7 protein-coding genes are annotated in these 12325 nt (G+C 77.2%); 3 read left to right on the top strand and 4 right to left on the bottom strand.

The annotated features are described in order from the left end of the window. Positions 1-7: 7 nt before the first annotated feature. The 3 genes from WMF33_RS30910 to WMF33_RS30900 all read right to left on the bottom strand — a co-directional run bounded on the left by WMF33_RS30910 (position 8) and on the right by WMF33_RS30900 (position 4263). Positions 8-499, bottom strand: a complete 492-nt coding sequence (locus WMF33_RS30910) for a YtxH domain-containing protein (RefSeq protein WP_061627732.1) — start codon at positions 497-499, stop codon at positions 8-10. A 456-nt stretch (positions 500-955) separates the two neighbouring features. Beyond that, the gene (locus WMF33_RS30905; protein WP_437331984.1) at positions 956-1528 is read right to left on the bottom strand and encodes an OmpA family protein; all 573 of its coding nucleotides are present in this window, start codon (positions 1526-1528) and stop codon (positions 956-958) included. A 224-nt stretch (positions 1529-1752) separates the two neighbouring features. Then, positions 1753-4263: a PAS domain S-box protein gene (locus WMF33_RS30900; RefSeq protein ID WP_437331983.1), complete on the bottom strand. Its 2511-nt coding sequence runs from the start codon at positions 4261-4263 to the stop codon at positions 1753-1755. A gap of 340 nt (positions 4264-4603) precedes the next feature. Here WMF33_RS30900 and WMF33_RS30895 point away from each other — a divergent pair, with 340 nt between their 5' ends. Continuing rightward, entirely contained in the window at positions 4604-5116 is a 513-nt protein-coding gene (locus tag WMF33_RS30895; RefSeq protein WP_437331982.1) for a hypothetical protein, read from the top strand. Between the two features lie 172 nt (positions 5117-5288). Here the strand turns inward: WMF33_RS30895 and mug are convergent, their stop codons facing one another. Beyond that, complete coding sequence (gene mug / locus WMF33_RS30890) at positions 5289-5801, bottom strand: G/U mismatch-specific DNA glycosylase (RefSeq protein ID WP_437339541.1); 513 nt, start codon at positions 5799-5801, stop codon at positions 5289-5291. 193 nt (positions 5802-5994) lie between these two features. On the opposite strand from mug, the gene WMF33_RS30885 reads away from it, so the two are divergent. Together WMF33_RS30885 and WMF33_RS30880 are read left to right on the top strand one after the other, a co-directional pair. After that, positions 5995-9219 carry a hypothetical protein gene (locus WMF33_RS30885; protein ID WP_437331981.1) on the top strand — a complete coding sequence of 1075 codons (3225 nt, stop codon included), beginning with the start codon at positions 5995-5997 and terminating at the stop codon, positions 9217-9219. After that, positions 9216-12296: a hypothetical protein gene (locus tag WMF33_RS30880; protein WP_437331980.1), complete on the top strand. Its 3081-nt coding sequence runs from the start codon at positions 9216-9218 to the stop codon at positions 12294-12296. The genes WMF33_RS30885 and WMF33_RS30880 overlap by 4 nt, the downstream gene beginning before the upstream one ends. The last annotated feature ends 29 nt before the right edge of the window (positions 12297-12325 follow it).

Here is a 12325-nt window from a genome sequence, read left to right as displayed (position 1 = left end):
TGGCGCCTCAGCTCAGGTGGTGACCGCTCTCGCCGCCCTGGGCTCGCCCGCCCTCGATGCCGTAATGCGAGTTCCCGGTCTCGGAGGAGACCGCGCCCTTCACCGCGTCGACCGCGCCGCCGACCTTGTCGTGGACCGTGCGCTCGGCCTGCTCGACCCCGCGCGTCGCCTGGCGCTTCAGGCCGTCGAGGCGGTTCAGGATGTCACGGCGCAGCGCCTCGCCGGACGTCGGCGAGAGCAGCATGGCCACGCCCGCGCCCACCGCGACGCCGGCGCCGAAGAACGCGAGCGTCGTGAGCGGGCTCCGCTTGCGCGCGAGGCCGACCCAGCCGAGCACGTCGTCGAAGCCGAGCGCCCCGATGGTCGCGGCGATCCCGGCGACCGCCTTCGCGACGTCGAACGCCGTCGTCTTGGCCGTCGTCGCCGCGACGCCCGCCCCGGCGGCCGCCGACTCGTACACACCCTTCGCAGTCCCCACCGCGTCATTCAGTCTCGTCATGGCTCTTGTCTCCTTGTGACGGACATGACGTCCGCCGGTTCGTGAGGGGATGCATTGCAGGCCCCGGACCAACCAGCAGACCGCGCTGTACGGCCCGCTTGTCCCCGCGGCCGCACCCACCTCACCGTGACGCCTCCGTGACGAAATGCCACATCTGTCGTGCCGCGCCTCGCGCGCACGCCCACCCCTGCCCGCGCGCCACCGGCGGGCCCCCAGGCCGCGCGCGCCACCCGCCGCGCCGCCGCGGCACCCCGCCGCGCCGTCGCAAACGGAAGATGGTCTATCGGGAAATAGGATGGGGAAGGTAGAAGCGCCCCCTGCTCCACGCCCGCCGAGCGGGGCGCGCCCGCACAGGAGACGGGCCCAGATCGGCGTTTTCGGCGCGCAGGCGCACTCCAGTGCGCTGAGCACCGAAAACGTCGAGATGGGCCCGTATCCGCAGCGGGCGAGCCCCGCTCAACGGGGGGAGTGGGTGAGGCCGGTGAGCACGACGTCGACCCGGCGGTCGTAGCCGTAGGAGTACATCGGCTGGTTGCCGACCGCCTCGGACGCGCCCGTCGCGCGCACCGAGACGCGGTCCGCAGGGATGCCCTCCTTCACGAGGATCTCCTTCACCCGCGTGGCGCGGCGAAGCGAGAGATCCTGATTGTAGGCCTGCGTACCTCGCGGATCGGCCCGGCCGACGAGCTCTATCCTGACGTCCTTGAGGTTGGAGGTGAGCAGGCAGTCGACGATCGCGCGGAGCTCCAGGTGGTCCTGGGGCAGCGGCTCGGACGAGTCGAAGGCGAAGTTCGTCTTGGGCAGCCGGCAGACATCGGCGATGTCGTCGCCGAGGGTGAGCCGGATGAACCGATCTTCGCCCTCCCGGAGATCGGGCCACTCGACCTTGTAGACCCCATCGGGGCCCGGGTTGGGCAACCTGGGTTCGGCCCGCGCCTGCTCCACGGGCGGGGCCGCTGCGCACGCGGAGAGCAGCGAGATCGCAAGCGCGCCCAGGCAGAGCCTGGGCAGATGGACTACCGACGGCATGGGGACCCTCCTTTCGAGGTCGCGGCCCGAGAGACACCGACACGACGCCGAAGAAGAAGCGGTGCCTTCCTCGTCCCGCCGTCCCCGGCGCGCATCGTCTCGAGCCGCCTGTTGTACCGCGGTGGGTAGTTCAAACTCCGTGCCGAGCCGGAAGCCGCGGCGCGCGCGTGACGCAGCGCCGCGCGCGGCGCTGCGTCACGCGCGCGCCGCGGGGCCCGGCCGGATCAGCCGGGCGAGGAGGGCTCCCTGGCCTCGAGCTTCGGCCAGGTGAACCGGAAGGTGGCGCCGGCGCCGACGGCGGACTCGACCCACGCGCGCGCGCCCTTGCTCTGGACGATCTTCTGCACGACCGACAGGCCGATGCCCGTGCCCTCGACCTTGTCGCGCGCCTTCAGCGTCTGGAAGATGCCCCAGATCCGGTCGTGGTACTCGGGCGCGATGCCCGACCCGTTGTCCGAGACCGAGAACTCCCAGAACGGGCCGGCGTCCCGCGCGCCGATCCGGACCTCCGGATCGGCGCGCCCCGCGTGCTTCAGCGCGTTGCTGATGAGGTTCAGGAACGTCTGCTGGAGCGGCGCGCGCTCGGTGACCAGGACGGGCATGTCGGGGGCGATCTCCACCCGCGTCTCGGGCGGGGGCGCGAGCAGCTCGACGATCTCCCGGAGGAGCTTGCCGACGTCGATCGCCTCGGGCTTCTCCCGGACGCGGCCCGCCCGCGAGTAGCTCAGGATGCCGTCGATGAGGTTCTCGAGCCGGTGGACGCGCCCGCGGAGCAGATCGAGCTGCTTCCGGCTCTCCGCCGTCATCTTGTCGTTCAGGTCCTCCTCGATCCACTGCGAGAGGTTGGCGATGCCGCGGAGCGGCGCCTTGAGGTCGTGGCTCGTGACGTACGCGAACTGATCGAGCTCCTTGTTGCTGCGCTCCAGCGCCTGCACGAGCCGCTGCCGCTCCTCCTCGGCGCGCTTCTGATCGTCGATGTCCGTGTACGTGCCGAACCACCGGACGATGCGGCCCGACCCGTCGCGCGCCGCGACCGCCCGGCCGATGAACCAGCGGTAGGCCCCGTCGGCGCGCCGGAGCCGGCACTGGCTCTCGTACGGCTCGCCCGTGCGCAGCACCTGCCGCCACGTCTCGATCGCCCGCTCGTGCTCCTCGGGGTGGATGATCCGGCTCCAGCCCTCGCCCCCCGTGTCCTCGGCGGTCAGCCCGGTGTAGTCGTACCAGCGCTGGTTGAAGTACTCGTGGTGGCCGTCCGGGCGGTTGGTCCACACGAGCTGCGGCATCGTCTCGGCGAGCAGCCGGAACTGCGCCTCGCTGTGCTTCAGCTCCTCCGCGAGCGTCTCGACCTCCTTGCGCACCGTGACCTCGCGCTCGAAGAGCAGCGCGTTGTCGACGCTGAGGGCGGCGCGCCGGGCGAGCTCCTCGGCGAACTGCACGTCGGCCTTCGTGTACCGCCGGCCCGACTCCGCGTGCGCGAGCGTGATCGCGCCGAGGACGCGCCCGCGCGCCGCGAGCGGCACGACCAGGTACGACCGGAGGCCGAGCTCGCGCGCCATCCGGAGGTGCTCCTCGTCCCGCGCGTTCTCGACGAGCAGCGAGTCCGGGATGTCGGACGACCACTCGGTCTCGCCGGTCCGGAGCACCCTCGGCACCCCGCGGCTCGCCGCGGGATCGACGGGGTACTTCTCCTCGATCTGCCGGACGAGCGTCACCTTCTCGGGGTCGGTGTGCTGGACGGCGACGCGCTGGATGGCCCCGTCCTGCGCCTGGATGTCCACCGCGCACCAGTCGGCGAGGAGCGGGACGACGAGCCGGGCGAGCTGCCCGAGCGTCTCGCGGAAATCGAGCGAGGACGAGAGGATCTCCCCCGCGCCCGCGAGGAGGCTGACGTTGGCCTCGGCGCGCTTGCGCTCGCTGATGTCGAGCACGTAGGTGAGGTTGCGCTTCTGCGTCTCGATGCGGGCGGAGCCGACGAGGACCGCCACGCGCTTGCCGTCCTTGCGGATGTACTCCTTCTCGAACTGCTTCGTGGCCCCACGGAGGCTCAGCTCGTTCACCGCGTCGTGGTGCACGTGCTCGTACTCCGGCGGGGAGAGCTGCTGCCAGGTGAGCAAGCCGGCCTTGATGTCCTCGCGGGTGTAGCCGACCATCGAGAGGAAGCAGTCGTTCGCCTCGAGCACGCGCCCTTCGTAGTCGCTGAAGAGCAGGCCCATCATGCTGGTGTCCATGATGCGCCGGAACACCTCGTCGCTCGCCTGGCGCTCGAGCTCGCGGAGCGCCGCCTCCTGCCGCTTGATCTGCTCGGCCCTGCGGTGCAGCTCGACGAAGACGGCCACCTTGGCGCGGAGGATGTCGGGATTGAACGGCTTGACGACATAATCGACCGCGCCCTCGCGGTAGCCGCGATACAGTCGATCCTCGTCCTCCGGCAGCCCCGAGATGAAGATAATCGGCGTGTGCCTCGCGCGATCGAGCCCCCTCACGCGCGCGGCCGTCTCGAAGCCGTCGATACCGCGCATCTTCACGTCCATGAGGATGAGCGCGAACTCCTCGCGGCTCAGGTGCTCGAGCGCCTCCTCGCCGGATTGCGCGGTGACGAGCCGCTGGCGCAGCGGATCGAGCACGGCCTCGAGGGCGAGGAGGTTGGGGCGGTGATCGTCGACGAGCAGAATGCTCGCGACGGGCTCGGACGGCGTCGTGGGAAGGGGGGCGCCAGGCTGGTGTGGGGCCTTCATCTCGTAAGGGCTCAGCCCTGGCCTTCGGTCGGGCATAACGATGACGGTTAACGGCGCGCGGACCGTCTGGCAAGCGAAAGCGGCGCTCGCACGGCCGCGGCGGACGGTCGAACGTTGGTTCACCGCCGCGCGCTCACTCGCCGCGGCGCTGCGCTGCACGGGACCGGGCGCCTCGGGGCCTCGTGCCTTGTTCCTTGGACCTTGTACGACTTGCACCACGCTGTGGCGATCCGTCACGCGCGGCGAGCGGAGCGGACAGCGCCGAGGGGCGTCGCGCCGCGGCGGCGGGCCGCGCGCGGCTGGCATGGGGCCTGCTGGATGCCTCGCCGAGGGAGCACCTATGCGATTCGGACTCAAGCTGGCTTCGTTCGCCTTCGCGCTCGCGGGCGCGCTCGCGAGCGCGCCGTCGCCGGCGAACGCGGCCGATGGGGCGGGGCTCTTCGCGCTCCCGCCGAGCCGGCCCGACGCGTCGGCGCGCGCCGCGATGCCGGCGCCGGAGCCGCCCGCGACGTCTCGAGGGACGTTCGTGGCGCTGCTCGAGCGAACGATGCTGGCCGCCTTCGCGCCGCCGCCGGCGGAGGTGCGCGTCGCGCCGCTCGTGAGCCAGGGCGGCGGCGGCGGGCTCCGCCTCGTGCTGCCCGTGTGCGAGGACGGCTGTTCGCGCTACGCGACCCGCGGGGTCCTCCTCGTCACCTCGAGGACGCCCGACTCGCCGATGGCCTGGCTCGCCGCGGTGAGCAACCGCAGCGCGCGCTCGCCCGAGGGGCCGCCCGGCCTCGCGGCCCTGCGGGAAGAGGCCCGCAGCGCCCGCGCGAAGGTGCCTCAGGAAGAGGAGAGCGCGCTGCCCGAGTAGGCGCGAATGCGCGCGAGGCGGCGAGCGCGCGCCGGCGGGAAGCCCGCCTGTCGCCCGCGAGCGCCGAGCTGGCCTGAGCGCGAGGGGCCGAGTCGGCCGAGCACGGATGTCGCGCGACGGCGGCAGACGGGGCACCACCTTTCGGGAGAACGGAGTCGGCGCGCGCGGCGGCTCACGGCGGGACGGGGGCAGACGTGACCGCGTCGTGCAAGGCGCGGAACATCGCTGCGAGCTTGTCCGGCTGATAGCTGGCGTTGAGCCCGCTCGGGTTCGGCAGCACCCAGATCCTCGTCGCGTCGAGCGTCTCCGGCTGCGGGCCGGGCGCGGCGTGGGGCCTGCCGAAGGCGCTCCGGTAGGCGCCGATCCCGAGCACGGCGAGGATGCGCGGGCGGTAGCGCCGCACCTTGGCCGCGAGCCGCTCTCCGCCGGCGGCGAGCTCGTCGACGGAGAGCTCATCGGCCGATGCGGTCGCTCGCTCGACCACGTTGGTGATCCCGTAACCGAGCTTCAGGAGCTCGCGCTCCTCGAACGGCGAGAGCACGCGATCGGTGAACCCGCCGGCGTGCAGCGCCGGCCAGAACCGGTTGCCCGGGCGGGCGAAGTTGTGCCCGACGGCGGCCGTGTAGAGGCCCGGGTTGATGCCGCAGAAGAGGACGCGGAGGTCGGGGGCGATGACGTCCGGCACCGTCTTGCCGGCGGCGGCGAGGATCTCTTCGCGGGTGGGCCTTCGGGGTCGGCGAGGGGTGGGCACGGGCTTTCGGGGGCGAGCGCGGGGCGCGGCGGGGCGCAGCTTACGACGGCGGCGCGAGGGGAGAGCGCGGCTGTCGGCGGAAGGAGGTGAATCGGCTCTGGACGGGGGCGGTACAGCGGATACCGTCGTGCGTTCCCCGATGCTGGCGCGCTCGCTCGGTCTGCTCACGGCGCTGCTCGCGGCCGCCTGCGCGCGCGCGCCCGAGCCGGCCCCCGCGCGCGGCGCCGCGGCGGCCGCTCGGTCGGCGCGCGGGGGGCGCGCCGCGGACGCGGGTGTGTCGCGCGTGCCGGGCACGCCGGGCGCGTGGGGCGCCTTGGTCGCGGCCGGCGCCGCGCCGGCGGGGGTCCGCTACGTCCACGGGCTCGCGGACGTGTTCCGCGTGACGCACGGCGGGCCGGACGAGGCCGTCGTGGATCGCGTCGTCGCGGCGGGCGCCCGGCTCGAGCTCGGCGGGGGCGGGCGCGTGGTCGCGGCGGCGTGGGAGCCCGATCTGTGGGCGTCCGGCGATCCGGTCGTCGGGTCGCTCGCGATCGCGCCCCACCTCGGCGGGGGCTTCCTCCACTGGACCCGGCGCAGGGCGTTCCGGTCGCGCGGCTTCACGGGGCCGCTCGCGGAGGTGGCGCTCGGCGGCGGCGCCCGCGCGGTGCGGGGCGCCAGGAATGGCCTGGGCGGCGTCGTGATCTTCACGGAGCAGGGGCCGCGCGCGCTCCCGCCGGGCGAGGACCGCGGCCGGGCGCTCGAGGCGCCGGCGATCCACGATCTCGCCGCGCTCGACGCGGAGCGCGCGGTGCGCCTCGACGTCTTCGGCCGCGCGGCGACGACCGCGGACGGCGGTCGGACGTGGATCGACGCGGGCCGGCGGATCGGGCTCGGCGCGCGCGGCCTCGGCGCCGCGCCGGACGCGCTCTGGCTCGCCACGCCGCTCGGGCGCGTCGCCGTGCTGCCGGACGGCTCGCTCGGCCGCCCCGACGGCGATCTCCGCGCGACGCCGGCGGCCGGCGCGTTCCAGCTGCTCTTCGCGGGCGGTCGGGCCGCCGAGCGCGAGGCGCTGGCCCTCGAGGAGCGCGCGCCGCTCGCGCCGCTCGAGGCGGCCGTCGCGGCCGGCGCGCTCCTGCCCGACGGGACCGCGCTCGGGGTGTTCGAGGGCGGGGTCGCGCGGATCGACGCGCGCACGGGCGCGACGCGCGAGCGGCTCGCCGGCTGGCTCCCGGACGGGCTGGACTGCGCGCCGATGCGCGCGGACGACGGGCTGCTCTTCCTGTGCGCGTGGGACGACTACGAGGGCCACGGCAGCTACGTGCTGCGCTCGGAGCGCGGCGAGGCGCCGCTGGTCGAGCGCGCCTTCAGCGACGAGGGGTTCTTCGTGGCCGACGACGGCGGCGCGGTCGGCTACGTCGGCGGCTGCGCGGCGTCGCCGCGGCTCGTGAGCGACGAGGAGCGCGATCGCCGCTACGGCGAGGTCGTGGTCCACCCGCGGATCTGCGTGCGGCGCGGCCCGGGCGCCTGGGTGGAGCGCGCGATCGAGCTCGGCGAGGCGGAGTCGCTGGTCGGCTGGGCGCCGCGCCGGGACGGGAGCGCGGTCGCGCTGCTGCAGGGCGAGGGCGGCGCGCTGCCGGCGCCGGTCGGCGCGCGGCTCTGGCGCGACGAGGGGGGCGCGCGGGTCGTGCAGCTCGGGGCGCGCCCGGCCGGCTGGTACTGGACGCCGCCCCCGCGCGACGGGGCGCGGGTGCTCGTCGACCGGCGCTTCCGCGCGCGCGAGGACGGCGGGGTCGACGGCTGGCTGTCGTCGATCGAGTGGCCCGATCCCGTGGGGCAGGCGAACCTCGGCGTCACGATCGCGGCGGACGGGGCGATCTCGCCGCACGCCTTGCCGCCGGAGCCGGCGGGGATGGTGGTGACCGGCGATCACGGCGTGCTCGTCACGCGCGGCGCGGAGCTCCACGAGACGCTCGATCACGGCCGGACGTGGCGCGCCGCGGGGCGCTCGCCGGTGACGCCGTCGTCGTTCCAGGGCGCCTGCTCCGCGCTCGGCTGCGCGCTGGTCGGCGTGGTGCGGCTCGGCTGGGGCGCGGGCGAGCCGTCGCCGGCCGTCGCCGCCGCGCCGGGGCCCGGATGCGGGGGAGCGGAGGCGGGCGGGGCGGGCGCGGCGGCGTGTCCGGGCGGCGGCCGATCGCAGGAGGCGGCGGGGCTGCCGGTGCTGTCGTGCGCGCCGGTCGGCCTGCCGGCGCCGCTGCCGGGCGCGGCGCCCGCGGCGGGGTCGGAGCGATGGACCGTGGCGACGCCGTACGGCGACACGCTGGAGATCGTCGCCGACGCGCCGGAGCCCGAGCGCGCCGCGCGGCCGGAAGACGGCGCGCCGCCGCCGCTGTCCGAGGAGGCGCCGCCGGAGGGCGCGGCGCCGGGGAAGGGCGGCGCCACGCCGGGGCGAGGCGGCCCGAGGGCCGCGGCGGTCCGGACGCACAGCGTGGTGGTTCGCCTGCCGTTCGATCTGCGCGGCGAGGCGCTGCGGCTGAACGCGACCGAGCTCGCGCCGAGCGGCAGGCGCGGCGCGCAGCGGGCCGCCGCGGTGCCGCTGCTCGCGCCGGGCGGCGAGGCCGCGCTGCTCGTCGTCGCCGAGGCGGGCGAGCTGCTGCTCGGCCCCGAGGGCGCGCGGGCGCTCCCCGCGCTCGAGCCGCGCCGGAGCCCCGTGGACGGGTCCGCGGGGCGGGCGCCCGGCCTCCTGCTCGGCCCGGGCCGCGCCCTCGTGCTCGGCGAGCACCGGCGCCGCGCGGCCCTCGAGGAGCACGGGCCGGAGCCCCGGCAGCCCGCGCGCGTCGTGGGGCTCGATCGCGAGGAGCTGCGGGGCCGGCCGATGGCGCTCGCCCGGCGCGACGACGGGGAGGCCGGCGTGCTGGTGCTGGACGGCCCCGCGGCCGAGACCGCGGGGGCCGCGGCGCTCGATCGCCTGGCCGGGACGGCGGGCGAGGTGGTCGCGCTGGCGCCCTGGTCGACGCTGACCGCCGCGAGCGACGCGCGCTGCCGCGCCATGCGGGGCGCGTGGCGCGCGCTCGTGGCGCTCGATCCGGAGCGCGCGCTGCGCCTCGACCGGCGGGCGCTGCCCGCGATCGCGCTCGGCGACCAGGGCATCGCGGCGGTGCGCTGGGGGCGCGAACGCGTGTGCCTGGAGGCGCTGCACCTCGCGGTCGCCGACTCGAGGCGGCGGGGCGAGGCGGCGGCGGACGCGGCGCTGATCGCGCGGTGGACGGCGCCGCGGGGGCAGGGGGGCGGGGCGGGGGGCGAAGGGGTGCTGCGGACCGCGTCGACGATGCAGCGGCTCTCGTGCGCCGCGGGCGCCAGGTCGGGCGACGAGTGACGCCGCGCGCCCTCGGCCGGCTCTCGCTCCTCGCCGCGCCGGCGCTCGCGGCCTGCGCGGCGGCCGAGCCGGCGCCCGCGCCGCCCGGCGCGCCGGAGCCGCCGCGCCGCGCCCCCGCCGTCGTGGCGCTCGGCCCTGCCCGGTACGTCGCGCAGGCGGCGCAGGGGCTCGTCGAGCGCGCGGTCGTCGACGGCGAGGAGATCGAGAGGGCCGTGGTGAGCGGCCTGCGCGTCGAGCTGCACGGCCTCGCGCGGCTCGAGCCGCTCGGCGCCGGCGGCCCGGAGCTCGCCGGCGGCGCGGCGTTCCCGGCCTGGGCGCAGGCCGGGCCGCGCTACGTGTTCTGGAGCGGCGGCGACGTCTACACGGCGACCACCTTCGCCGGGGAGCTCCAGAAGCGCGCGACCTTGCCGGGCAACGTCGCCGGCGTGTTCCCGTGGCTCGACGGCGTCGGCCTGATCACGTCGGCCGGGAGCTTCGCCGTCGAGGGCGCGACCGGCGCGCTGCGGCCGCTCGGCATGCCGTCCCTCGTCGCGGCCGTGGCGGCCAGCGACCGCCGCGCGCTCGGCCTGACCGTCTTCGGGCGCGCGCTCCTCACGGTGGACGCGGGCGCCTCCTACCGCGACGTCACCGCGGAGGTCGGCGGCGCGATCGCGCTCGAGGTCCGCGGCGAGGAGATCGTCGCCTCGCTCCGCGGCGGCCTCGAGCGCGCCGTCGACGCGGGCGGGCGCCTCGGCGCGCCCCGCGCCCCGCGGGCGCGGCCGCCGGCCGGCGCCGGCTCCTACGCCGCGTGGCTCCCCGGCGCCCCCTTCGAAAAGCTCGCGGACGCCGTCGCCTCGGGCCTGCCGCTCGACGACGGCGGCGCCGTGATCGCCGCGGACGGCGCCGCCGGCCGCATCGACCTCGCGACCGGCCGCGCCTCGTCGGTCGCGCCGCTCCCGCCCGGCAGCGGCGCGTGCGCGCCGTTCCGCGCGAGCGACGCGCTGCTCGCCGTCTGCGCCGGCCCGGATCGCGCGAGCGTCGTGGACCTCGCGAGCGACGCGCGCGGGCCGGGCGCGCTCCGGCTGGAGCGCGCGTTCGAGCTCCGGCCCGAGCCGGAGCGGGAGGGCGGCCGCTTCGTCGGCGTCGACGGCGAGGCGCTCGGTTACCTCGGGCCGTGCGAGGGGCTGCCGAGGCCGCGGTTCGATCTGAGCGCGATCGCGCGCGCGTCGTTCGCCGGCGGCGCGGCGCCCGAGAGCGCGGTGCTCTGCGTGCGGCGCGGGCCGGGCGTCTGGGTCGAGCACCGCCTCGACCCGGCGGACGCGACCGACGTGATCGCCTGGATCCCGCGCGCCGGCGGGGGCGCGGTCGCCCTGGTCGCGCGCCCCGGCGCGTTCCTGCCGGACCGCGAGCGCGTCGAGGTGCGCGGCGCGCTGCGCGTCGTGCGGCTCGCGCGCGGCGAGCCGCCGCTCCACCTGCCCTCGTACGGCGAAGGGCGGCCCGGGCTGCTCTCGCGCGCGCTCGCCGCGCACGCGGACGGCGCCGTCGAGGGCTGGCTCCCCGCGCAGGGCGCGGTCGGCCTCGCGCCGATCGCGATCGACGCCGCCGGCCGGCTGCGCCGCCTCCCGCTGCCGGCGCGCGCGCGCTCGCTCGAGCCGTCGGGCCCGTTCGCGCTCGTCGAGACGGAGGACGGCAGGCTCTTCGAGACGATCGATCGGGGGAGGCGGTGGACGCCGGTCGCGCCGCCGCCGGGCGGCGCGGCGGCGCGGCTCTCGGGCTGCTCCGCGGTGGGGTGCCGCCTCGGCCCGTTCCTCCGGATCGGGTGGGCGTCGGCCGCGCGCGGCGGCGGGGCGCGCGCGGCGTCGCCGCCCGACGCGGCCGCGGCCGAGCCGCCCCCGCGGCGCGAGCGCGATGGGCCGTTGCGGCCGCCGGCGCCGTCGCCCGTCGCGCGGCTCGCGTGCCGCTTCGCGGGGCCGATCGCGGCCGCGCGCGTGCCGGAGTCGCAGGGGTTCGGCGCGGTCGCCGCGCCGCCCCTGCGCACGGCGAGCCCGCTGCGGCTCGGCACCCTCGGGGTGCTGACGCTGCCGCCCGTCGGCGGCGCGCTGCCGGCGGCCCTCGCCGACGCGGAGCTCGCCTGGATCGCCCCGCTCGATCTGCGCGCCGAGATCCGCCGCGCGAGCGTGCCGGTCGCGGGCGCCGAGCTCTCTCGGCTCGCGTACCGGCCCTACGAGGCGCAGGTCGGGCTCGCGATCGATCGCGACGGCCGCGTGGCGCCGGTCGCGGTCGGCCCGAAGGAGGCGTGCCTCGCCGGCCTGCTGGACGCCGCGCGCGTGACGCGGCCGATCGGCGGCTGCGCCCCCCAGCCCTCGGTCGGCGTCGATCTCGGCGATCGCGCGGTGTTCCTGAGCCCCCGGTACGACGGCCTCGCGGTGAGCGCGGTCGACCTGCGCGGGGAGGCGGCGCGCGGCGCGCCGGCGAGCCCGCGGCCGTCCGGCGGCGGGGCGCTGCGGGAGCTTTACGTGCAGCGCGCCGCGCCGATGGCGGGGCCGCAGGCGCGCTTCGCCTTCGGCGCGGGCGCGCGCGGCGGCGCGCCGGTCGTGGTGGCGGTCGCCGGCGACGGCGGCGCGGTGCTCTCGCCGGTCGATCCCGAGCTCGGCGAGCTCGGCCCCGAGGAGGCGCTCGCGCCGCTCGGCGAGCTCGCCGCGGGCAGCGCGCCGTCGTGCGCCCCGCGCCGCGAGGACGCGCGCGTGGTCCTGCCGTTCGACACGGAGATCGGCCTCGCGCCCGGCGCGCTGCCGGGGATCGCCGAGGCCGGGACGGCCGGCGTCGCGGTGATCCGGTGGTCGCGCGATCGCGCGTGCCTCGACGCCGTGGAGCTCAACGTGCGGGACGAGCGCTACGAGGCCGACCTCGGCTTCTACGAGCCGCCCGGCGTCGTGAAGAAGCTCGTCGCGCGCTTCGCGGGGCCGCCGCCCGCGGCCCGCCTCGGCGGGCGCGGCGAGCCAGCGCGGGAAGCTGGCGGCGGCACGCTCGTGCTCGTCCAGCCCGGCCAGGAGGTGCGGCAGCCGGTGCGGTGCACGGCGGTCGTGAGGGGGCGCTGAGGCGGCCTCCGCGCGATCCGCTCGGTCGG

This window comes from Sorangium sp. So ce394 (genome assembly GCF_051474665.1).
Lineage (GTDB): Bacteria > Myxococcota_A > Polyangia > Polyangiales > Polyangiaceae > Sorangium > Sorangium cellulosum_D.
Note: the sequence above shows the minus strand (reverse complement) of the source record. Positions and strands in the feature narration are given on the sequence as shown.

What these genes read in the sequence shown, in the direction of transcription:
- WMF33_RS30910 (WP_061627732.1), bottom strand. Translation starts at nt 499, where the DNA reads ATGACGAGACTGAATGACGCGGTGGGGACTGCGAAGGGTGTGTACGAG.
- WMF33_RS30905 (WP_437331984.1), bottom strand. Translation starts at nt 1,528, where the DNA reads ATGCCGTCGGTAGTCCATCTGCCCAGGCTCTGCCTGGGCGCGCTTGCG.
- WMF33_RS30900 (WP_437331983.1), bottom strand. Translation starts at nt 4,263, where the DNA reads ATGAAGGCCCCACACCAGCCTGGCGCCCCCCTTCCCACGACGCCGTCC.
- WMF33_RS30895 (WP_437331982.1), top strand. Translation starts at nt 4,604, where the DNA reads ATGCGATTCGGACTCAAGCTGGCTTCGTTCGCCTTCGCGCTCGCGGGC.